This window comes from Sorangium sp. So ce1036 (assembly GCF_051369805.1).
Taxonomy (GTDB): domain Bacteria; phylum Myxococcota_A; class Polyangia; order Polyangiales; family Polyangiaceae; genus Sorangium; species Sorangium cellulosum_F.
Genome location: NZ_JBBMOX010000001.1, coordinates 3,477,212 through 3,498,401 on the forward strand (window position 1 = coordinate 3,477,212; position 21,190 = coordinate 3,498,401).

Genomic DNA, 21,190 nt, shown 5'->3' on the forward strand with positions numbered 1-21,190 from the left:
GGCATGAACGCGAAGCACCTCGCGCTCGCGCTGTCCATCGCCCTCGCCGCCGCGGCCTGCGACGCCCGCTCCGGGTCGCCGGCTCCCGGCGGCGGCGGCGATCCCGATTCCGGGTCGCCGGCTCCCGGCGGCGGCGGCGATCCCGATCCGCTCACGCCGCTGCGGCGGTTCGAGGCGACCCGCCGCGCGGCCACCGATTTCGCGCGCCTGCCCAGCTCCGATCGGTTGCTCGGACCTGATCCGATCGCGCTCCAGCCGGTGGCGCCCGCGGGCCGCCCGACCGCGCCCGAGGCGCCCGCCGCGCCCGCCGCCCCCGCGCTGCTCTCGCCGCTCCGCGGCCGCGACGCGCTCGTCCTGCTCGACGCCTCGCTGCGCGAGCTCTCCCGCGCCCCCGCGCCCGCCTCGCCGACGGGGGTCGCGGTCACGGCCTCCGGCGACGTCTACGCGAGCGGCGAGGCGTCGCCGGTCCTCTTCCGCTATGCGCTCCGCGGCGCGGCGCTCGAGCCCGCCGGCCGCATCGAGCTCGCGGGCCTCCACGGCGTCCGCGATCTCGCCGCCGGCCCCGAGGGCGTCCTCTACGCGCTCGACGAGCGCGCCGGGGCGCTCCTCACGCTGCGCCCCGGCCCCGCCGGCGCGGATGGACGCCTCCCGGTGGAGCGCGCGGAGCTGCCGATCGGCGCCGGCCCGATCCGCGTCGTGCGCCTCGGCCGCCACCTCCTCGTGAACTGCCTCCTCGACCACACGCTCGTCGTGCTCCCAGTCGGCGCCGACGGCCACCCGCTCCCGGACGGCGCGGCGCGGATCCGCCATGACGGCCCGATCTGGAGCTTCGACGCGCTCGAGCTCGGCGGGCCCGGAGGCGACCGGCCCGGAGGCGACCGGCCCGGTGGCGACGGGCTCGGAGGAGGGCTCCTGCTCGCCGCGGGCGGCGTCGAGGATCACCCGCTCGATCGGACCGGCGGCTCGTTCGGTTATATCGACTCCTTCGTCTTCCTCTACCGCGTCACCGCGGGGGCCCGGCCCGAGGTGACGCGGCTCGCGGCCGTGAACGTCTCCGAGCACGGCGTCCTCACCCCGAAGGCGATCGCGCTCTCTGCGCTCCCCGGCTCGGCCGGCGCGCGCGTGATCGCGACCGGCTACGGCGGCGACCGCCGCGCCGAGCTCGTCTTTCGCGCGACGGAGGCCGGCCTCTCGGCCTCGCCGGAGGTGACCACGCGCCCGCTCGCGCCCGGCGTCGCCGCCATGGCCCCGCTCGGCGGCGGCGCCCTCGCCTACGCGAACCCGTTGCTCGACGCGTGGCTGCTCGACGCGGGCGGCGACGGCGGTGCGGTCGCGAAGCGCCCGGTCCGTGACGACGGCGAGGACGGCCGCTCCGCCGAGGTCCGCCTCGGCGAGGCGCTGTTCTTCACGTCGCTCATGGCGCCGTGGAACAGGACCGACGGGCCGCTCAGCCGGTTCACGTGCGAGACGTGCCACTTCGAGGGCTACGTCGACGGCCGCACCCACCACACGGGCCGGGGCGACGTGCGCGCCACGACCAAGCCGCTGCTCGGCCTGTTCAACAACCGCCCCCACTTCTCCCGCGCCCTCGATCCCGATCTCACCGCGGTCGCGGACAACGAGTTCCGCGTCGCCGGCGCGCGGAGCGGCCACGACCCGTGGTTCTCGCTGTCGCCCGGGGACGCGCCGTGGCTCGCGGAGCTCGGCGTCACCGGCGAAGGGCGCGCCGAGCTGCGCCCGGAGGCGCTCCGCCGCGCGCTCATGAGCTTCCTCATGGCGTTCTCGCACCGCAGGAACCCTGCCGCCCAGGGCCGCGCGCGCTTCACCGCGCTGGAGCGCGCCGGCGCCCGGGTGTTCCACGATCGCTGCGCGCGCTGCCACGCGCCCGTGCTAAAGAGCGACGACCCCGGGTCGGCGGTGCCGTTCGAGCGCTGGGAGGCGCTCGTGCTCGCGCCGGAGGGGGCGATCGTGTGGGGGAGGGCCGGCTACGAGAAGACCGGCGTCGTGCCGTACGTGCACGAGGACGGGGCGCGGGTGCCGTCGCTCCGGCGGCTCTACAAGAAGAGGCCGTACTTCACGAACGGCTCGGCGAAGACGCTGCGCGAGGTCCTCGAGCGGGCGCGGTTCGACGCGCGGCCCGCCCCTGCCGGCGCCGCCGCCGCGGAGGGCGCCTTCTTCCACGACGGCGCGCCCGCGGGCGCGGGCCTCGCCGCGCTGGATCCCGGCGAGATCGAGGCGCTCCTCGCCTTCCTGGACCTGCTCTGACGGCGCGGCGCCGCGCGCGACCCCGCGCCTGCTCGATGGCTCGGCGCGCCCCCGCGCCCCAGCCCGCCCGCGCGGATCCCGCAGCATCGCCGCCCGATCCGCGGTAAATAGGGCCGATGCGACTTCACCCCACGTTTCCCCGCCCGTCGGCGCTGGCCATCGACAAGGCGCGCCGGCTCCTCGAGCGCGCGCTCGGCCCGTCGAAGGTCATCACCGAGGCCGACGGGTGCGCCGCCTACGCGGGGGACGAGTCGGATCAGCCGCCGGTGACCCCGGACGCGGTGGTGCTCGCGTCGTCGGCGGCCGACATCGAGAAGGCGGTGCGGGCGGCGAGCGAGGCGGAGGTGCCGGTCGTGCCGCGCGCCGCCGGCAGCGGCAAGTCGGGCGGCGCCGTGCCGGTCGCGGGCGGGATCGTCATCGCCACGATCGGCATGAATTCCATCAAGGAGATCAGCCGCGAGGAGCAGGTCGCGGTCGTCGAGCCGGGTGTGATCCTCGCCGACCTGCACGCGGCCGTGGAGGCCGAGGGGCTCTTCTACCCGCCCGACCCGAACTCGCTCAAGATGTGCGCGCTCGGCGGCAACATCGCCGAGAACGCCGCCGGTCCGCGGGCCTTCAAGTACGGCGTCACGCGGGAGTACGTGCTCGGCCTGGAGGCGATCCTGGTCGACGGGACGCGCCTGCGCGCCGGCCGGCGCACGGTGAAGGGCGTGACCGGCTACGACGTCACGGCGCTGCTGGTCGGCAGCGAGGGCACGCTGGCGATCACGACCGAGGCGACGCTGCGGCTCATCGCGAAGCCCCCGTCGGTCATGACCCTGCTCTGCCTGTTCCCCGACGTGCGCGCGAGCGGCCGCGCCGTGAGCGCCCTGGTCGCGGCCGGCGTGGTGCCGCGCTGCCTGGAGCTGCTCGACCGCCCGACGCTCGACGCGGTGCGGGCGCGCGGCGTCGGGGTCGACGAGCGCGCGGGCGCGATGCTGATCATCGAGGTCGACGGCGAGCCCGCGGACTGCGAGGTCCAGGCCGAGCGGGTGGGGGAGGTCTGCATGGACGCCGGCGCCCTCGACGTGCTCGTCGCGCAGGACGAGGCGCAGCGCGACCGGCTCTGGGAGGCGCGGCGGCAGCTCTCGCCCACGACGCGCGCCATGGCGCGCTTCAAGATCTCCGAGGACGTCGTGGTCCCGCGCGACAAGATCCCGGCGCTGCTCGACGAGGTCGCGGAGATCTCGGCGGCGACCGGCGTCCGCATGCTGACCTACGGCCACGCCGGCGACGGCAACCTCCACGTCAACCTGCTCTGGAGCGATCCGGAGCTCGTCCCCCAGGTGGAGGCGGCGCTGTCGCGCCTGTTCCGCGCGGTGATCGGCATGCGCGGCACGCTGAGCGGCGAGCACGGCATCGGCACGTCGAAGGCCGAGTTCCTCGCGCTCGAGCAGTCGCCGGAGCTCATCGCGCTGGAGCGCCGGATCAAGGCGGTGTTCGACCCGAAGGGCCTGCTCAACCCGCACAAGATCTTCCCGCGGCGCGCGCTCGAGGCGGTCGAGCGCGGCGAGCACGGCGAGCCGATCCCCCGGCCGCCCGGCTTCCCGACCCACGCCGTGGCCCCGTCGCACGGGGCGTGCTGAGCGGATGCGGGTCCTCGGCATCGATCCCGGGTCGCGCCACCTCGGCTGGGGGCTGCTCGCGCGGCAGGGCACGCGCATCGAGCACGTCGCGCACGGCGTCATCGACGTCGACACGAGCGGGACGTTCGCCGACCGGCTCGTGGAGATCGACGACGCGCTCGAGCGCGTGATCGCGTCGCACGCGCCCGACGCGGCGGCGGTGGAGAGCCTGTTCTTCGCGAAGGACGCGCAGAGCGCGGCGAAGCTCGGCCACGCGCGCGGCGTGGTGCTGCTCCGGCTGGCGCGGGCCGGCCTGCCGGTCGCGGAGTACCCGCCGGCCCTGGTCAAGCGGACCATCGTGGGCCGGGGCGCGGCCGAGAAGGCGCAGGTGGCCCAGGTGATGACCGCGGTCCTGCGGCTCGCCGCGCCCCCGCGGCCGGACGCGGCCGACGCGCTGGCCATCGCCATGACGCACCTCAGCGCCGCGAGCTTCGCGGCGGCCCTGGCGGCGTCGGGCGCGCCCGCGCCGCGCCGATCCCGGCAGCGGCGGGTACGCCTCGGCTGAACGTGGGGTCAACCCCGGCGGCGGCGGGCTGCCTCGGCTCAACCTGGGACGCGCCGGGTCAACCCCGGCGGCGGCGGGCCGCCTCGGCTCAACGTGGGTCCGGCAACGGCTCAACGTGGGTCCGGCAACGTGGGTCCGACCTGCCGCCGGGCCCGCCCGGCGGCGTGGGCGGTCCGGGCGCACGACCCGTGTGCTATGGAGGGCTGCATCGGTCGCGCTCGCGCCGCGTCCAAATCGAAAACAGAGCGGCGCGCCCCGGCCTCCTGCGAGGGCGGCGGCCGAGAGGGGAGCCGGCGAGCGAACGCCGGCGCCCCTGGCTCACGAGGAGCCCAGGCCAGGCGCCTGTGGACATCAAAGGAGATCGGGAAGGATGACGCGAACCTCACTTTACCGCCTCGCTGCCGCGTGCCTCATCGGGCTGACGGCGCCCCTCACGGTCGTGGTCGCGACCGCGGGCGAGTCCCAGGCCGCGGGCCCCACCGCCGAGGAGCTCGGCAGGCGCGTCCAGCAGTTCTACGACTCCACCAGGACCTTCAAGGCGACCTTCAAGCAGACGTACACGATCAAGGTCCAGGACGTGAAGAAGGTCTCCACCGGCAAGGTGATCTTCGAGAAGCCTGGCAAGATGAGCTGGACCTACGACGCGCCGAACGGGAACCGCGTCGTCTCCGACGGCGTCACGATCAAGGTCTACGAGAAGGAGAACGAGCAGATGTTCGAGACGCCGGTGAAGGGGTCGCAGTACCCGGCGGCGCTCTCGTTCCTGATGGGCAAGGGGCAGCTCACGAAGGATTTCTCGCTCCGCCTGCTCGACGCCGCGCAGATGAAGTTCGAGGGCGGCTATGTCCTCGAGGGGACGCCGAAGGAGGCGACCCCGGCCTATCAGAAGATGCTCCTCTACGTCGACGGGCGGACCAACCAGGTCCGTCGCGTGCTGATCCTCGACGCGCAGGGCAACCGGAACCGGTTCGATTTCTCGGCGCCGGTCGTGAACCAGCCTGTCCCGAAGGCCGAGTTCGAGTTCGCGCCGCCTCCCGGCACGCGCGTCGTCCGCCCCTGACGTCGTCTCACCTCCCCACCCCTGTCCCCCGGGCGCCCTGATGGCGTCCGCCAGTCGGCGCCGTGGCCGACCCCGGTCACGGCTCCGGATCGCGGCATGGCGCCGGAGTCGGCGCGCGGCCTGGCCCAGGTCCGGACCGCGGCCAGGCGCCGACCTCGGTGATCATGCGGCTGGCGCCCACGCTTGCGCGCCCCGCGAGGTGGCCCCGGGGAGGTATGCCCTGCGCGTCGCCGCGTGTTAGAAAAGTTGAAATGCCACGAGCCGACGGGTTTGAACGACAGCTCCGCGCATGCCGTTGTCTCCCGCCGATCGTCGTCGGCTCCGCCGGCGCCACGGGTGGGGTGGACGGTCGCCTCGGTCGCAAGGACAGCGGCCGTCACGGGGACCTCGCGAGGGCGCTCGAGCCATGAACCATCCTCGCGGGCATCGCCCTGCCTCCCCCGGCACACCGCAGCTACCACGGCCGGCGGAGCGCCCGGGGGAGCACGCGCATGGCGGCGGGCAGGTCCCCGTGGGGGCTCCGGCGCAGGGCGCTTGGCCCGCCCCCTCGGGCCCGCCGCCGCACTGGCCGGCGGACCGCGGGCCGGTGCCGCAAGGCGTCCCGCCGCAGGGGCCCCCGCCGCACTGGGCGGGGCCGCAGGGGCATCCGCCGCAGCCGCAGGGGCCCCCGCCGCACTGGGCGGGCCTGCAGGGGCAACCGCCGCAGGGGCATCCGCCGCACTGGGCAGGGCCGCAGGGGCATCCGCCGCAGGGCATCCCGCCGCAAGGGCACCCGCCGCAGGGGTACGGGTCGCTGGGCGGCGCGCCGATGCCCGCGTACGGCGGCCAGCCGCAGCGCGGCGCTCCCGTGCCGCCCGGCCCTCCTCTGCGCCCCGTGCTCGCGCCGCATCTCACCCCGCTGCCGCAACCTGGGCATGCGCATCCGCTCCCGGGTTATCCGGCGGCTGTCCGGAAGCCCGATCCGGACCGACGCCGGCGCCTCGCCGGCCTCTGGCTGTGGGCCATGGGCATCCTCGCGGGCGCGGTGCTCAACGTGGTCTTCGCCCTCCTCGGCGTGCTCGGCGCCGAGGGGGACATGCTGAGCGCGATGGTCGTGGGGGCGCTCTTCGCGTTCCCGCCGCTCGCCATCTATCTCTTCGTCCCGACGATCATCGACAGGTTCGATCCGGAGCCGTGGTGGTGTCTGCTGATGGCGTTCCTGTGGGGGGCGCTCGCGGCGACCGGCTTCTCGATCGTGATCAACACCGTCGTTCACGTCGGCGTCGCGGCGAGCTTCGGCGCGCCGATGGGCGAGCTCGTCAGCGCGTCGATCAGCGCGCCGTTCGCGGAGGAGCTCTGGAAGGGGCTCGGCGTGTTCGGCTTCTTCTACTTCCTGCGCCGGGAGTTCGACGGCATCGTCGATGGCATCATCTACGCCACCTTCTGCGCGCTCGGCTTCGCCGCGGTGGAGAACGTCCTGTATTACGCGCGCGCCGCGATGCAGGGCGGCGACGTGCTCGCCGGCACGTTCGTCCTGCGGGGCGTCTTCACGCCGTGGCTCCACCCGCTGTTCACGTCGATGACGGGCATCGGCTTCGGGCTAGCCCGGGAGTCGTCGAGGACGTGGGTGCGCATCGCGGCCCCGATCGGCGGCTACCTGCTCGGCGTCGCGCTCCACGCCGTGTGGAATTTCCTCCCGACCGCGCTCGGGCGCGCGATGGGGGAGGTCTTCATTCCGTGGCTCCTCCTGTGGCTGTGCTTCGTGGCGGCGTTCTTCGGGATCATCGTGGCGCTGGTCATCCGCAAGGGGTGGGTGATCCGGGATCATCTGCGCGACGAGGTGGCGCTCGGCATGCTCACCCAGGACGAGCTCGAGCTCGTGTGCTCGCCGATCGGCCGGCTCCGTTGCACCCTGGGCTGGCGCGGCGCGACCGGCCGGAGCTTCATCCGCGCCGGCGCGCGGCTGGCGCTCAGCAAGTGGCACACCGCGCGCGCGATGAGGGGGAATAACCGCACCCTGAGCGCCGATTTCATCGCGCCGCTCCGCCAGGAGATCGCGCAGCTCCGGCAAGCGCTCATCGCCCGCTCCCCCCGCTGAGCGAGCGGCGGTCGCCCGCTTCGGAGACGGGCCCATCTCGACGTTTTCGGTGCTCAGCGCACTTGAGTGCGCTTGCGCGCAGAAAACGCCGATCCGGGCCCGTCTCCTGTGCGGGCGACCGCCGCTCGGCGCGCGTCCCAGAGCAGGCTCGTCCCTCGCTCTGCATCGATCCCGTAGGACCAGGGAGAGGGGGAGCCGCTGGGCGGCGCTCGTCCCAGGTCAGGCTCGTCCCTGGTTTTGCACCGATCCCGTAGGACCAGGGAGAGGGTGTTCGCCGCGCGGGGTGGGGGACGGGCCGTGTCTGAGCCCAATAGACCTCACTCCTCCGGCTCTGCCGGAGGAGTGAGGTCTCAGGCGAGTTCGGCGGGGCCCCCACCCCGCGCGGCGAACACCCTCTCCCTGGGCCGGGCAGCCCGGCAAGACCTCCGGGCCGATCAGCCCCGCGGCAAGCTCGCCGCGTCCGCGCCCCCGTCCGCCCGCGACGCGGCGCCCTCGTTCCCCCGGTCCTCACGCCGCTGCACGGGCCGCGCGGGGATCCCGACGACCGTCGTGTTCGGCGCCACGTCCTTCACGACGACCGCGTTGGCGCCGATCCTGGCGCCATCACCGACCGTGACCGCGCCGATGATCTTCGCCCCGGCGCCGATGAAGAGGTCGCTCCCGAGCACCGGCGTCTGCCGGCGATCGGCGCCGATCGTGACCTGGTGCTCGATGAGCACGTTCGAGCCGCCGCGGACGTTGCCGTTGATGACGACGCCGTTCGAGTGGATGAGGACGAAGCCCGGCCCGAAGTCCGCGCCGCGCCCGATGACGCAGCCGCCGACGAGGTTCGTCGTCTTGTTGAGGACCATCTCCACCACCGGCATCCGGTGAGCCCGCGCCGCCTGCGTGAGCCGGTAGAGGACCATCGCCGCCGTGCCGTCGGTCGCCAGCGTCTTCAGGATCGTCGGCAGTGGAGCGCTGCCGTAGCACCAGGTCGCCTTCTGGCGCACATCGGCCGCGATGAGTCGCAAGGTCCGCAGCATCCCGGGAAGGATAGCGCATCTCGGCCCGCCCGCGCGATCATTCGCCGCACGGCCCTGTTGCCATCCGGTCATCGGGCCGTCACATCGCTCGGGTACACGCGCTCTTCACCATGGCGCGGATTTTGGTCATCGAAGACGAGCCGGCGCTCCAGAAGGTGCTCGATTACAACCTCAGGCAAGCCGGGCATGAGGTGGTCCTCGCGGGGCAGGGGAGCGACGCGATCCGGCTGGTCCAGGAGCAGCGGCCCGATCTCGTGCTGCTCGACCTCATGCTGCCCGACATCTCGGGGACCGAGGTGTGCCGCGCCCTCCAGCAGAACGAGGGCACCCAGCGCATCCCGGTCATGATCGTCTCGGCGCGCGGCGACGAGGTCGACCGCATCGTCGGCTTCGAGCTCGGCGCCGTCGACTACGTGGTCAAGCCGTTCAGCGTGCGGGAGCTCATGCTGCGGGTGCAGGCGGTGCTCCGCCGCGTCCAGTCCGCGTCGGTCGGGGAGCGATGCATCGAGTTCGGGTGCCTCCGGATCGACGAGGGCGCTCACCGCGTGTGGGTCGAGCGCGAGGAGGTCGACCTGACGCTCCTCGAGTTCAAGCTGCTGGTCGCGCTGTACGAGGCGCGCGAGCGCGTGCAGACGCGCTCCGCGCTGCTCGACGGGGTCTGGGGCATCGACGTGAGCATCACGACGAGGACCGTGGACACCCACGTCAAGCGCCTGCGCGACAAGCTGCGCCACGCGGGCGACTACATCCAGACCGTCCGCGGCATCGGCTACCGTTTCGCCGCGTCCCCCGACGTGCCGGAGAGCCGGAGCGCGTGAGCGCCGCGCCGGGGCGCCGGCGGGAAACGTTGCTCCGCCGTCATCCTGTCGCAACACGCAGAGACCACACTGGAACGGCCGCTCAGAGGATGTGGCCAGTCCGCTCGAACCTGCCTGTCTTCGCGTGGTGTCCGGTGGATCCTTGATCTCTTGCTCTTGCGTCGAGAACCTTCATGCACCTGGAGACGTGGAATGCGGGCGAGGCCGACCCTGACCGGGCGAGGCGGCTCGCGATCGGGTACGCGACGGGCCTCTTGCTGTTCGCGGCCATCGCGCTCCTCGCCGCCCGCCTGAGCGGATCCATCGAGCCGCCGCAACTCCCCGAGGAAGAGGAGGTCGTCGCGGTCAGGCTCGCCGCCCGGGTCCCCGAGGCGCCGCCCCCCGCCGCCGCGCCGGCGCCCCCGCCCCCGCCGGCGGAAGCGCTGGCGCCCCGCGCCCCGACGCCCCGGCGCCCCGCGCTCGTCGCGCCGGCCGCGGTGCCGAGCGAGGCGCCCGCCGAGGCCGATCCAGGCGAGGCCCCGGCGAGCGCCGACGACGACATCTACGGCGAGCCCGGCGGCGCGCCGGGCGGCGTGCCCGGCGGCGTCCCCGGCGGCACGGGAACGGCCGTCGTGGCCGCCGCGCCTCCGCCGCCTCCGCCGCCGCCGCCCCCCCCGCCGCCGCCGCGGGGGCCGATTCACCTCCCCGAGAACGCGACGCCGCCGGTCGCGCTCTCCAACGCGCTTCCGCCCATCCCCGACGCGGCCCGGAGCGCGGGGATCGAGGCCACCGTGGTGGTCCGGTTCGTGGTGACCGAGACGGGCGAGGTCACGAACGTCACCCTCGTTCGCGGCCACCCGCTCTTCAACGCCGCGGTCCTCGCGACGGTGAGGACGTGGCGTTACCGGCCGGCGATCCACGCGGGGAGGCCGGTGTCGGTCTACAAGACCGTCAAGATCCCGTTCAGGGCCCGGAGATAGCGTCGATCGAGCGGCCGCGGCCGCGGTCTCCGGCGAGAAGAACCAAGGAGTGTATGACGATGATGCAGTTCGATCTCGAGCACATCTGGGCGAGCATGGGGCTCCTCAGCAAGCTCGTCGCGTTCGCCCTCGTGCTCATGGCCCTGGCGAGCGTCGCGGTCGTGGTGGAGCGGCTCATCGCCCTCGCGCGCCAGGCGTCCGAGACGCGGAGCTTCGCCCGGGAGGCCAGGCCGGTCATGGAAGCGTGGGACACCGCGCGGCTCATGGACATCGCCGAGCGGTACGACCGCTCGGCGCTCGCCCGCCTCGTCGCCGCGGCGGTTCGCCGCTTCCGGCGCGCGGCCGACGCCGGCGAGGGCGGCGTCCCCGCGGTGGAGCTCGCGCGCCGCGAGGTGTCGCGGCGCCGCGAGGCGATCTCCGCCGACCTGCGCCGCGGCCTCTCGGTCCTCGCCACGGTCGGCTCGGTGGCGCCCTTCGTCGGGCTGCTCGGCACGGTCATCGGCATCATCACCGCCTTCCAGACCATCGCCTCGACCGGCTCGGGCGGCCTCGGCGCCGTGAGCGGCGGTATCGCCGAGGCGCTCATCGTCACCGCCCTCGGGCTCGGGGTCGCGATCCCGGCGGTGCTTTGCTTCAACTACCTCACCACCCGCATCGCCGCGGTGGAGCTCGCGCTGGAGCGCAGCGCGGGTGAGCTCATCGACGAGATGGAGAACGAGCATGGGCGTCCGAGCGGAGAGCAAGGGATCGAGCCGAAGGCCGCCTGAGCCGGACATCAACGTCACGCCGCTGGTCGACGTGGTGCTCGTGCTCCTCATCATCTTCATGGTGATCGCGCCGCAGATGGAGCACGGCGAGCGGGTGGAGCTCCCGGCGGTGTTCCAGCCGGACGCGCGGTCGAAGGCGAAGCTCGACCCGATCCACGTGACGATCACCGGCGCGGGCAACGTGTTCCTGGAGAAGGAGGCCATGGCCGACCTCCCGGCGCTCGGCGCGAGGCTCCGGGCCATCCGCGAGCGCGAGCCGGAGCGCCGGGTGGTCATCAAGGGCGACTCGTCGGTGAACTACGGCCGCGTGCGGGAGGCGTTCGCGCTCTGCCAGGAGGTCGGCTTCGCCGGGATCTCGCTTCAGGTGAGCCAGCGGGGCGGCGGGGCCCCCGAGGCGCCGGGGGAGGGGTGACGCCATGGGAATGAGCGCTCCGCAGGGCGGCGGGCGGCCCGCTGGCGTGACGCCGAGCATGAACGTGACGCCGCTGGTCGACGTGGTGCTCGTGCTCCTCATCATCTTCATGGTGGTGACGCCGCTGCTCGCCAAGCAGTTCTGGCTGAACCTGCCGAAGAAGGAAGATCCGGTGAAGGTCGAGCGGGCCCCGGACGACGCGGACAGGCCCGTGGTGCTCACGGTGGACGAGCGCGGCGTCCTTCGCATCAACCAGACCGAGGTGCCGCGCGCCGAGCTGAAGGAGCGGCTCGCCCGCATCTTCGCGGCGCGCTCGGACGACGTGCTCTACTTCGACGCCGACGACGCGGCCGCCTACGCGGTCGCGGTCGAGGCCATGGACGCCGCGCGCATGGGCGGGGCCAGGACGATCGCCGTCCTGACCGAGAAGCCGGCGCGCTGAGCCCGGGCGGCGCTTCCTCACCATCAACGCATTGGCGGGCGCCGTCGCGCCCGGACATCGGTGTGCGCGCCCGCGCTCGGGGCGCGTGAAGGGACAGGTGCATGATTCGAAGAAGGATCTGGGGGGTAGTCGCAGCATCGGTGACGCCGCTTTGCTGGGGGGCCACGGCCCTCGCCCAGGGCGACCCCGGCGCCGCGGCGGCGCCGCCGCCGGCCCCGGGCCCCGCGCCCGGAGCCGGCGCCGCCGCGGCGGACAGCGTCGCGGCGGACCTCGCGGCGCTCGACGAGCCGAGCCCGTCGCGCCCGCCGCCCGCCGGCAAGGGCGCGGTGTGGGGCGTCGTCAGGGACACCTCCTCCAGCGAGCCTGTCCTCGACGCGCAGGTGTCGGTCGTCGGGACGAAGCTCAAGGCCATCGCGGACCTCGACGGGCGGTATCGCCTGGAGCTCCCCCCGGGGAGCTATCAGCTGCGGGTCTGGTACGAGGCCTACAAGCCCCAGCGCGTGCAGGACGTCCAGGTGACCGCCGGGCAGGTGGTGCAGGTCGACGTCGGCCTCGAGCCCGATCAGCAGGCCGAGGAGGTCATCGAGGTGGAGTTCGAGCCGGAGCGGGCGAGCGTCGCGGCGCAGCTCCTCCTCCGGAAGAACGCGGCCCACGTGGGCGACGCCGTCGGCGCGAAGGAGATCGCGAAGACCCCCGACCGCAACGCCGCCGAGGCCGCGAAGCGCATCGTCGGCGCGACGGTGGTCGACGGCAGGTACGTTTACGTGCGTGGGCTCGGCGAGCGCTACACGAACGCGCTCCTGAACGGCGCCCCGCTCCCGAGCCCCGAGCCCGACCGGCAGGCCGTCCCGCTCGACCTGTTCCCGTCGCTGGTCCTCAGCGACATCACCGTCGTCAAGACGTTCACGCCCGACATCCCCGGCGACTTCGCGGGCGGCTCGGTCCAGATCAACACGCGCGAGCTCCCGACCAGGTTCCTCTTCCAGGCCTCGCTGTCGCTCGGGCTGAACAGCCAGGCGACGTTCCGAGATCGCCTGACCTACCCCGGATCGAGCACCGACTGGCTCGGGATCGACGACGGCACCCGCGCGGTGCCGGACGAGATCCCGGACTACAAGGTGGTGCGCCTCGTCCCGAAGCCGGGCGGCGGCACCATCACGAGGGACGAGATGACGGCCTACGGGAGGGCGATCAACTCGCCCATGACGACGAAGCGGTCGTTCACCCCGCCGAACGGGAGCGGCAGCGTGGTCGTCGGCGACACCCTGAAGCTCGGCGGCGAGCAGCGCCTCGGTTACGTCGCCACGCTGAGCTACGGCCGGAAGTTCTCGGCGCGCGCCGATGAGCTCATCAACCGCTGGAGACCTACCCCTCAGGGCGACGGCATCGAGCAGGTCGGCGACGTCGAGACCGGAACCATCCGCGATCAGGTGTCGTGGGGGAGCTTCGCCAGCGTCACGTACAACCCGGGGCAGAACCACAAAGTGACGCTCACCGGGCTCCACAGCCGCTCATCGGACGACGCGGCCAGCGTGGCGAACGGCGACCCGCGCGATGGCGACAGCGTGTTCCGCGACACGCAGCTTCGGTTCACCTCCCGCGCGCTCACCCTGGGTCAGCTCCAGGGGGAGCACCGGTTCGAGGCGCTGGGCGGCGGGACGCTCGACTGGAAGGCGTCGCTCTCCGCCGCGACGTCGGAGGAGCCCGACACCAGGGAGGTCGTCTACATCCGAGACGATACGAGCGGAGCCTACTCGTGGGACGAGGGCACGCTGAGCGGCGCGCATTTCTTCAGCGACATGTCGGACACGAGCTATGGCGGGCAGATCTCCTATGTCCAGCCGCTCCTCCGCGGCGACACCCCGACCCGGCTGAAGGTCGGCGGCCTGATCAACGTTCGAGATCGCGAGTTCAACGCGCGCCGGTTCCGCTTCAAGCAGCGCCCGGGCTCGGACCCGACGCTCCTGCGCCAGGACCCGGGCCAGCTGTTCTCGGACGAGAACATCGGCGCCGCGCTCGAGCTGGAGGAGATCACGCGCGAGACCGACTCCTACACGGCGAGCAGCGATCTCTATGCGGGTTACGTGATGACCGACACGGCCCTCACGCGGCGGATCCGCGCGGTGCTCGGCGCCCGGATCGAGGCCTCCACGCTGTCGCTCCGGGCGTTCGACAGGTACTCCACGGCCAGCCCCGAGATCCGCGCCGACAGCGACAAGATCGATCTCCTCCCCGCGGCCAACGTCATCGTCAAGACGAGCTCCATCTCGAACCTGAGGCTCGGCGTGACCAGGACGCTGGCGCGGCCTCAGCTCCGTGAGCTCAGCCCGTTTTTGTACCAGGAGGGCTACAGCGGGATGGAAGTGCAAGGCAATCCTGAGCTCCGGCGGACGAGCATCGTGAACGGCGATGTCCGCTTCGAGATCTTCCCGACGGCCGGCGAGGTGGCCGCGATAAGCATCTTTTACAAGCACTTCCAGGACCCGATCGAGGAGGTCATCATCCCGAACGGCGGCAGGGACAGGCTCACCTACGTGAACGGAGATACCGGCCATGTCGCCGGCGTCGAGCTCGAGCTCCGGAAGAGCCTCGGCTTCATCGCCCCGCTCCTCAGGGACGTCACCGCGCTCGGCAACATCACCTTCGCGAGCTCGGAGGTGACGATCGATCCTCAGATCAGCGCGGGAGGGCTCACGATCCAGAGCAGCACGAGGCACCCGCTCCAGGGACAATCCCCCTTCATCCTGAACCTCGGGCTCGACTATGGCGCCGAGGCGACCGGCACGAGCGCCCGGCTCCTCTACAACGTGTTCGGCACCCGGCTCAAGAGGGTGGGGAGCAACATGCCGGACGAGTACGAGCAGCCGCGGCACCAGATCGACCTGACCGTCGCGCAGCGCATCGGCGAGCGCGTCGAGCTGAAGCTCACCGGCGAGAACCTCATCGACGCGCCGATCGTCGTCACGAAGGGGGAGGAGGCCACCGGGGACAACATCGCCAGTCGATACAGGATCGGTACGACGGTGGCGCTCGGCGCGTCGTTCACCTACTGAGCGTGTGCCATTGAATCGTCACGCGGCGCTCGTCCCGATTTTTCCCACAGGCGCCATGTTGGGCCAGGAGGTAAAATAACATGCGTACATCTGGAATTGCCCTGGCCTGCGCCTCGGTGCTCTGCATCGCGGGGCTCGTCGCTTGCGGCGGCGACGATGACTCGGGCTCCTCGACGACGACCAGCACCTCGACCACGAGCGGCACGGGCGGCGGTGGCACAGGCGGTGGTGACAGCGTCGGCGGCGCCGACTGCGCCACCCCGGTGGAGGTCGCCGAGGCGATCTCGGCCGACACGACGTGGACCGCCGACAACTGCTACCTCATGAAGGGCATCGTCTTCGTCGAGCGCGGCGCCACGCTGACCATCGAGCCCGGCACGAAGATCATGGGCGAGAAGGTGAGCCTCGCGACGCTGGTCGTGAAGCCCGGCGCCAAGATCGACGCCAGGGGCACCGCCGAAGAGCCCATCGTCTTCACCAGCCAGGGCGAGGAGGGCGATCGCGCCGCGGGCGACTGGGGCGGCGTCATCCTGCTCGGCGAGGCTCCCATCAACGTGGAGGGCGGCAAGGCCAGCGTCGAGGGCATCACCGGCGAAGGCACCGAGTACGGCGGCGACAAGCCGGAGGACAATAGCGGCGTCCTCGAGTACGTGCGCATCGAGTACACGGGGATCCTGCTCTCCCAGGACAACGAGGTGAACGGCCTCACGTTCGCCGGTGTGGGCTCCGGGACGAAGGTCGATCACGTGATGGTGCACCACACGCTCGACGACTGCTTCGAGTTCTTCGGCGGCACCGTCAACGCGAAGCACCTCATCTGCGCGCAGAACGGCGACGACGGCATCGACTGGGACCTCGGCTACAAGGGCAAGCTCCAGTTCGTCGTGGTCCAGCAGGACCCGACGGTCGCCGACGACACGAACGGCTTCGAGGGCGACAACGACGACGACGGGTCGCTGAACGAGCCGACGAGCGAGCCGACGATCTACAACGCGACCTTGTGCGGCAAGAACAAGGACGTCGACAAGCAGCAGTACGGCATGCTGCTCCGCAAGTCGACGAAGGCCCATATCTTCAACACCATCGTGACCGGCTTCGAGGCGGGCGTGGATATCCGGAACGCCGAGACCGAGGTGGAGATCGCGAGCTCCATCTTCTTCGGCAACGTCGAGGCGAACATCGCCTACGAGGAGACCGACGCCGACGAGGCGACCGAATCGAAGCTCGACGACGACGACGACGGCGGCCTCGACGAGATCGCGTGGTTCGAGGGCGAGGCGTCCAACAGCGCCGTGGATCCGAAGATCGCCGACTGCTTCGCGGCCACGCCGGACTTCCGGCCGGCGGCCACGCTCACCGAGAACGCGGCCACGCCGCCCGATGACGGCTTCTTCGACACGGGGGCGAGCTACATCGGCGCCTTCAAGGCGGATGACACCTGGGCGACCGGCGCCTGGGTCTCGTTCGACGCGAACTGAGCGCGCCGTCCACACGGCGTCGGCGCGACGCGCGCAGGGCGGACCGGATCCGTCGCAGGAGAAACGGCGAAGGCCGGCTGGTCCGCCGGCCTCCGTCGTCTGGAGCGGTGCTGCTGTGCCGTGGGCGCTCAACGCACGCGCGGCGTGAACCCGGACACGCTGCTCCGGTGCTCACCACATACGCCCCGCGCGTCCGGGCTGTCCTTGAATGACACCCTCCCGCACACCTCGCAGATGCAGAGGTGTGCACGATAGAACTCACGATCGAGCAGGATGTCGGCAGCGAGCAAGCTGAGCACAATGTCGCCGAGGAAGTCGATCTCGCGCGGCGAGGCCACCCAGACGGGGCGACCTCCCACGGCGGCCCGGCGGACCCTGCCCCCGTAGATGGCCGCGTTCAGGAATCGATCGTCGGCGACGGGAGCGATGAGCCCCCGGAGGGCCGTGATGACGCGCCCGCGGGCCTTGTGGATCAGGTCTTCGAGGTGGCTGCCCGCGTCGGCGCGCGGGTCGAGCATGACGGGCGTCGCGCCCGGCTCGCGCACGATCTGGGGGCGCTTCATCAGGCCGGGCGCCACGAGATGCTCGGTGAACCAGTCCTGGAGGTCCTTCAGCGTCCACTCGGGCGCAGGCCACTCCAGGAACTCGAGCGCGCCGCGCAGCCCCGTGATGCTCTGGAGGCCGGGGAGCGTGGGGAAGCTCGACAGGGCGCAGGATGTGTGCAGACGCCGCGGTGAGCGGCGGCCCACCTCGTCGATGTTGCGGCCGGAACCCATGCTCTCCTCCGGGGTGGACCCCAGATCCCTGAAGCTGCGAAGTCGTGCCGAGGCCACCATGCCGGGCGAACAGGCACGACCCGTGCCGAACCTGGCGATCGGGGCGACCCGGGTTTGACGGGAGTTCTGCCCAGGGGACCAGGGGGCGGCCGCCGGCTTGGCCGGCCACTGGCCGGCCAGGCTCTTGAACGGGTAAGATGCCCCCCGATGGACCACTCCACCGTCCGCGTCTCGGTCCCCGCTGAACCGTCGGTCGACGCGGCGGTTCCCGGCATCGTCCTGATCTTCTCGGGGGATCAGCCGCGCTGCGCGCCCATCCCCCTGGATCGCGGCTCCGTGGTGCTGGGCCGCGGGGGCGTCGCCGGGGTGCCGCTGATGGACGACTCGCTCATGTCGCGGCGGCACGCCCGGATTGCCTACGACGGGGGCGCCTGGACCGTGGAGGATCTCGGCAGCACCAACGGGACGTCGGTCAACGGCGAGCTCATCCGGAGCGAGGTCCGGCGGGAAGCGATCCAGGTCGTCGGGGCAGGGACCTCGGTGTTCCTCGCGCTCCCGGACATCCGGAGCTTCTCGCGCGGCGGGGTGCGCGTCGAGAAGGAGACGGTCATCGGGCCGAGACTGCAGCAGACCTACGACACCATCGTCCGCGCGGCGGCCGCCGGCGACAGCCTCCTCGTGACGGGCGAGAGCGGCACGGGCAAGGAGCTGGCGGCGCGCGCCTACCACGAGGCGGGGCCGCAGGCGCGCGGCCCGTTCGTCGCCGTCAACTGCGCCGCCATCCCCGAGGGCCTGGCCGAGCGGCTCCTCTTCGGCGCGCGGCGCGGCGCCTACTCCGGCGCGACGCACGACACCGAGGGCTACGTGCAGGCCGCCCACGGGGGCACGCTGTTCCTCGACGAGGTGGCGGAGCTCGACGCGGCGGTGCAGGCGAAGCTCCTGCGCACGATCGACACCCGGCAGGTGCTCGAGCTCGGCGCGGTCGCGCCCCGCCCGGTGCAGATCCGCATCTGCGCCGCGACGCACGACCTGCGCGCCCGCGTCGCCCAGGGGCGCTTCCGGGACGATCTCTACTACCGCATCGGCCGCCCCGAGGTCCGGCTGCTGCCGCTCCGGGAGCGGCTGGAGGAGATCCCCTGGGTGCTCGCCCAGTGCGCCAGGGCGGTCGGCGCGGCCACGCGGTGCGCGCCGCCGGCGATTCACCACTCGATGATCATCGCGTGCGCGCTGCGCCGCTGGCCAGGGAACCTGCGCGAGTTCGTCGGCGAGGCGCGGCGCGCCGTGACGCGCGCGCTCGACGAGGGCCGGCGCACCGTCGAGGCCAAGGACCTGGACCCGCTCGCCGGCGTCGGCCTGGCCCCGGACGCGCGCGAGGCGCAGCGCCCGCCGTCGAGCCCGCACCTCCGGGCCGCGCGCGGCGGCAGCGCGCCGCCGGAGGACCCGATCGCCGAGGCGCTCCGCCTCGAGCGAGGCAATGTGTCTCGCGCGGCCACCCGGCTCGGCGTGCACCGGAATCGAGTCCGGCGCTGGCTCGAGAAGAACAATGTGAATCGCGCTCACTTCGCCGGCGGGGGCGATCTGTCCGATAGCGAGTGAGCCGATCGCCCGGTGTCGCATGCACAGATACAGAGGAGCGTCAATGGCAGCTCCGCGTCCCCGGAGCGCGATTGCCCGCCGCGCCGCGCCTCGGGACGGCCTCCACCGGGCCTCGGTCCGCTGAGCCGGAGGGCGGTCGTTCCACACATCGCCTCCAGCAAGCGCGCTGTCGCTCGATGGGTGTTGATGCGGCCCTCGCGGGCCTCCTGGTGGGCCGAGCAGAGCTCGGTTGTCGCAGGACTACCTCCATCCGACGAGACAGCGGCGGCGTGATCGTCCGGGCGCTCGGTAAAGGGGCTTTACAGGCGTGAGCTCGCGGGATGTAATGTCGTGTGCAAGCCCCGTCCCGAGCGAGGTGCTGCCACGACCACGGTGAGCTCAACGAATCCGGCCCACGCGGCGCGCCTGGTCGGTGTGCGCCCCACGGCGATCTGTGCTGTGCGGCGCGCCGCGCGCGCCCCGGAGGGCGCGTCCGCGCGGTCGCGCGCCGCGTGGAGCGCGCTCCTGGCGCGCCGCGGCGGGGTCGGGGCTCCCCTCAACCGAGGCTGCCCCAGCCGCCCTGGCAGATACCCACGAGAGCTTACGTCTCCCGCCAAACACAGGAAAGACAGGTCCGGACGGCACGAGGGCGGGAGCGCGACGAGAATGACAAGCTTGGACTTGACCGAGCGGGCGGCTTCATCGATTAACAGAGAGCTGTCTGTCGAGCCCTCGCGTGAGCCCATGCGCCCTCGCGCCGAGGGCGGGCGCGCGGCCGCCCCGCGCAGGCGCCGTGCTCTCCGTTGGGCTCACGCTCAGCCACGTCAGCGAACATTGAAACCCCCGGCTCCTGCGAGGTGGTCGACTTCATGCGTTCGAGCTTCAAGTCGGTTGATCGCAGAGAGCCCAGCCAGGACGGCGTGCTGCCTGGTTGAACAGCCCTGGACACCATGAACGCGACCCGCAGACACGCATCGGCCGAAGAGGCGCCTGTCAGCCTACGAGCGCAGCGAGAGGAGCCCGTGAGCTCCGCCGGCACCGGGCCGGGGCAGCAGCCGAGCTCGGGCACCCAGCAGACGCACACCCGGCGCCGTCCGTTCCTGAGCCGCCTGCTGGCGGCGGGCGAGGCGATCGAGGCGGGCCAGGGCGAGCGCGCGAGGGCCCTCATCGAGGGGATCCTCCAGGGCGTGCCCGAGGCGGGGGATGCGTCCGAGCGCATCTCCGGCGTGTTCGGCCGGGCGCTGCTCGCCCGTCTGGACGGAGATCGGTCCGGCGACGGCAACCTGTACCTGCGCAGCGCCGGCCCGCGGGACATGCTCGCGGCCTTTCAGCTGCTCGTGCACGCCACGCCGCTCATCCGGTTCGGGTACCTCAGCGCGAACGCGGCCATCCTCGAGGCGTTCCAGGGCGAGGAGGAGATCCACCTCATCGACATCGGTGTTGGCGGCGGCACGCAGTGGCCGTTCTTGCTGCATCGGCTGGCGTCGCGGCCCGGCGGCCCGCCGCGCGTCCGCCTCACCGGGATCGATCTGCCGTGTCGGGGTCCCGATCCCGAGCAGCGGCTGCGGTGGGCGGGCGCGTACATCGGGGGCTGGGCGGAGCGGCTCGGGGTCCCCTTCGAGTTCCACGGTATCGCCTCGGCGGTGGAGCGCGTGGACTGGAGCCGCATCGCGTCGCGCTCCACGGCGCCCATCGCCGTCAATGCGGCTTTTGCATTGCATCATGTGCCGGACGCGTCCGTGCACCCGATCGTGAACCGTGACGCCATCCTCACGCAGATTCGCGCGATATCGCCGCGGGTGCTGACGCTCGTCGAGCCGGACGTGGAGCACAACGCGCAACCGTTCCTCCCGCGGCTGTCCGAGGCGATAGGCCATTACTATGCGGTATTCCAGGCGCTGGACGCGCTGCTCCCGCCCCACATCGCCGCGCGCGAGACGATCGAGCAGGTCTTCTTCGGGCAGGAGGTGATGAATGTGGTGGTGGGGGAGGGGGCGGCGCGGGTCGAGCGGCACGAGCGCCGGGGCGCCTGGCAGCGCCGCCTCCGGATGAACGGCTTCGAGCCGCTCCGGATCGCGCCCCACGAGGCGCCCGTCCGCGCGGCGCTCCGCCTCAAGCAGGGGTTCGACGTCCGCGCGGACGAGCCGGCGCTCCTGCTCATGCGCAACGGGATATCCCTCCTGGCCACGTCGGCGTGGCAGCCGCGGCAGGTCCCGCCGCCGTCGCGCTTCCTCTCCGGTCTGTTCCGGCGCGCTCCCTGATCGGCGGGCGCGCCGGCCGGCCGGGGAGGAGGCGGGCGCCATGTGCGGCGGCT

The 21,190-nt window shown here is 72.5% G+C and carries 16 protein-coding genes; 14 read left to right on the top strand and 2 right to left on the bottom strand.

Annotation, left to right across the window (positions count from 1 at the left end; all coding sequences use genetic code 11):
- Positions 1 to 3: 3 nt before the first annotated feature.
- From WMF31_RS13430 to WMF31_RS13450, 5 genes are all read left to right on the top strand, one after another.
- Entirely contained in the window at positions 4 to 2,265 is a 2,262-nt protein-coding gene (locus WMF31_RS13430; protein ID WP_436602312.1) for a hypothetical protein, read from the top strand.
- A 116-nt stretch (positions 2,266 to 2,381) separates the two neighbouring features.
- Entirely contained in the window at positions 2,382 to 3,890 is a 1,509-nt protein-coding gene (locus WMF31_RS13435; protein WP_436602313.1) for an FAD-binding oxidoreductase, read from the top strand.
- A gap of 4 nt (positions 3,891 to 3,894) precedes the next feature.
- Positions 3,895 to 4,434, top strand: coding sequence for a crossover junction endodeoxyribonuclease RuvC (ruvC, locus tag WMF31_RS13440; RefSeq protein ID WP_436602314.1), 540 nt, complete (start codon positions 3,895 to 3,897; stop codon positions 4,432 to 4,434).
- A gap of 370 nt (positions 4,435 to 4,804) precedes the next feature.
- Positions 4,805 to 5,494, top strand: a complete 690-nt coding sequence (locus WMF31_RS13445; protein ID WP_436602315.1) for a LolA family protein — start codon at positions 4,805 to 4,807, stop codon at positions 5,492 to 5,494.
- Between the two features lie 1,003 nt (positions 5,495 to 6,497).
- Positions 6,498 to 7,571: a PrsW family intramembrane metalloprotease gene (locus WMF31_RS13450; protein ID WP_436602316.1), complete on the top strand. Its 1,074-nt coding sequence runs from the start codon at positions 6,498 to 6,500 to the stop codon at positions 7,569 to 7,571.
- A 434-nt stretch (positions 7,572 to 8,005) separates the two neighbouring features.
- Here WMF31_RS13450 and WMF31_RS13455 read toward each other — a convergent pair whose 3' ends face one another.
- Entirely contained in the window at positions 8,006 to 8,596 is a 591-nt protein-coding gene (locus WMF31_RS13455; protein ID WP_436602317.1) for a serine O-acetyltransferase, read from the bottom strand.
- Between the two features lie 110 nt (positions 8,597 to 8,706).
- Here WMF31_RS13455 and WMF31_RS13460 point away from each other — a divergent pair, with 110 nt between their 5' ends.
- The 7 genes from WMF31_RS13460 (at position 8,707) to WMF31_RS13490 (ending at position 16,525) form a co-directional block, all read left to right on the top strand.
- Positions 8,707 to 9,414, top strand: coding sequence for a response regulator (locus tag WMF31_RS13460; RefSeq protein WP_436602318.1), 708 nt, complete (start codon positions 8,707 to 8,709; stop codon positions 9,412 to 9,414).
- Between the two features lie 173 nt (positions 9,415 to 9,587).
- Positions 9,588 to 10,373 carry an energy transducer TonB gene (locus WMF31_RS13465; protein WP_436602319.1) on the top strand — a complete coding sequence of 262 codons (786 nt, stop codon included), beginning with the start codon at positions 9,588 to 9,590 and terminating at the stop codon, positions 10,371 to 10,373.
- Between the two features lie 59 nt (positions 10,374 to 10,432).
- On the top strand, positions 10,433 to 11,140 hold the full coding sequence (locus tag WMF31_RS13470) for a MotA/TolQ/ExbB proton channel family protein (protein WP_436602320.1): 708 nt from the start codon (positions 10,433 to 10,435) through the stop codon (positions 11,138 to 11,140).
- Positions 11,094 to 11,552, top strand: a complete 459-nt coding sequence (locus WMF31_RS13475) for an ExbD/TolR family protein (protein ID WP_129349936.1) — start codon at positions 11,094 to 11,096, stop codon at positions 11,550 to 11,552. Before WMF31_RS13470 ends, WMF31_RS13475 begins: the two co-directional genes overlap by 47 nt.
- A gap of 4 nt (positions 11,553 to 11,556) precedes the next feature.
- The gene (locus WMF31_RS13480) at positions 11,557 to 11,994 is read left to right on the top strand and encodes an ExbD/TolR family protein (RefSeq protein WP_436602321.1); all 438 of its coding nucleotides are present in this window, start codon (positions 11,557 to 11,559) and stop codon (positions 11,992 to 11,994) included.
- Positions 11,995 to 12,095: 101 nt separating this feature from the next.
- Positions 12,096 to 15,047: a carboxypeptidase regulatory-like domain-containing protein gene (locus WMF31_RS13485; protein ID WP_436602322.1), complete on the top strand. Its 2,952-nt coding sequence runs from the start codon at positions 12,096 to 12,098 to the stop codon at positions 15,045 to 15,047.
- Between the two features lie 80 nt (positions 15,048 to 15,127).
- Entirely contained in the window at positions 15,128 to 16,525 is a 1,398-nt protein-coding gene (locus WMF31_RS13490) for a hypothetical protein (protein ID WP_436602323.1), read from the top strand.
- Between the two features lie 128 nt (positions 16,526 to 16,653).
- Here the strand turns inward: WMF31_RS13490 and WMF31_RS13495 are convergent, their stop codons facing one another.
- Complete coding sequence (locus WMF31_RS13495; RefSeq protein WP_436602324.1) at positions 16,654 to 17,301, bottom strand: hypothetical protein; 648 nt, start codon at positions 17,299 to 17,301, stop codon at positions 16,654 to 16,656.
- Between the two features lie 207 nt (positions 17,302 to 17,508).
- Here WMF31_RS13495 and WMF31_RS13500 point away from each other — a divergent pair, with 207 nt between their 5' ends.
- Positions 17,509 to 18,897 (top strand): sigma 54-interacting transcriptional regulator, encoded by a 1,389-nt coding sequence (locus WMF31_RS13500; RefSeq protein ID WP_436602325.1) that lies wholly within the window; start codon positions 17,509 to 17,511, stop codon positions 18,895 to 18,897.
- A 1,001-nt stretch (positions 18,898 to 19,898) separates the two neighbouring features.
- Positions 19,899 to 21,137, top strand: coding sequence for a GRAS family protein (locus WMF31_RS13505; RefSeq protein WP_436602326.1), 1,239 nt, complete (start codon positions 19,899 to 19,901; stop codon positions 21,135 to 21,137).
- Positions 21,138 to 21,190 lie beyond the last annotated feature (53 nt).

What these genes read in the sequence shown, in the direction of transcription:
- WMF31_RS13430 (WP_436602312.1), top strand. Translation starts at nt 4, where the DNA reads ATGAACGCGAAGCACCTCGCGCTCGCGCTGTCCATCGCCCTCGCCGCC.
- WMF31_RS13435 (WP_436602313.1), top strand. Translation starts at nt 2,382, where the DNA reads ATGCGACTTCACCCCACGTTTCCCCGCCCGTCGGCGCTGGCCATCGAC.
- ruvC (WP_436602314.1), top strand. Translation starts at nt 3,895, where the DNA reads ATGCGGGTCCTCGGCATCGATCCCGGGTCGCGCCACCTCGGCTGGGGG.
- WMF31_RS13445 (WP_436602315.1), top strand. Translation starts at nt 4,805, where the DNA reads ATGACGCGAACCTCACTTTACCGCCTCGCTGCCGCGTGCCTCATCGGG.
- WMF31_RS13450 (WP_436602316.1), top strand. Translation starts at nt 6,498, where the DNA reads ATGGGCATCCTCGCGGGCGCGGTGCTCAACGTGGTCTTCGCCCTCCTC.
- WMF31_RS13455 (WP_436602317.1), bottom strand. Translation starts at nt 8,596, where the DNA reads ATGCTGCGGACCTTGCGACTCATCGCGGCCGATGTGCGCCAGAAGGCG.
- WMF31_RS13460 (WP_436602318.1), top strand. Translation starts at nt 8,707, where the DNA reads ATGGCGCGGATTTTGGTCATCGAAGACGAGCCGGCGCTCCAGAAGGTG.
- WMF31_RS13465 (WP_436602319.1), top strand. Translation starts at nt 9,588, where the DNA reads ATGCACCTGGAGACGTGGAATGCGGGCGAGGCCGACCCTGACCGGGCG.
- WMF31_RS13470 (WP_436602320.1), top strand. Translation starts at nt 10,433, where the DNA reads ATGATGCAGTTCGATCTCGAGCACATCTGGGCGAGCATGGGGCTCCTC.
- WMF31_RS13475 (WP_129349936.1), top strand. Translation starts at nt 11,094, where the DNA reads ATGGGCGTCCGAGCGGAGAGCAAGGGATCGAGCCGAAGGCCGCCTGAG.
- WMF31_RS13480 (WP_436602321.1), top strand. Translation starts at nt 11,557, where the DNA reads ATGGGAATGAGCGCTCCGCAGGGCGGCGGGCGGCCCGCTGGCGTGACG.
- WMF31_RS13485 (WP_436602322.1), top strand. Translation starts at nt 12,096, where the DNA reads ATGATTCGAAGAAGGATCTGGGGGGTAGTCGCAGCATCGGTGACGCCG.
- WMF31_RS13490 (WP_436602323.1), top strand. Translation starts at nt 15,128, where the DNA reads ATGCGTACATCTGGAATTGCCCTGGCCTGCGCCTCGGTGCTCTGCATC.
- WMF31_RS13495 (WP_436602324.1), bottom strand. Translation starts at nt 17,301, where the DNA reads ATGGGTTCCGGCCGCAACATCGACGAGGTGGGCCGCCGCTCACCGCGG.
- WMF31_RS13500 (WP_436602325.1), top strand. Translation starts at nt 17,509, where the DNA reads ATGGACCACTCCACCGTCCGCGTCTCGGTCCCCGCTGAACCGTCGGTC.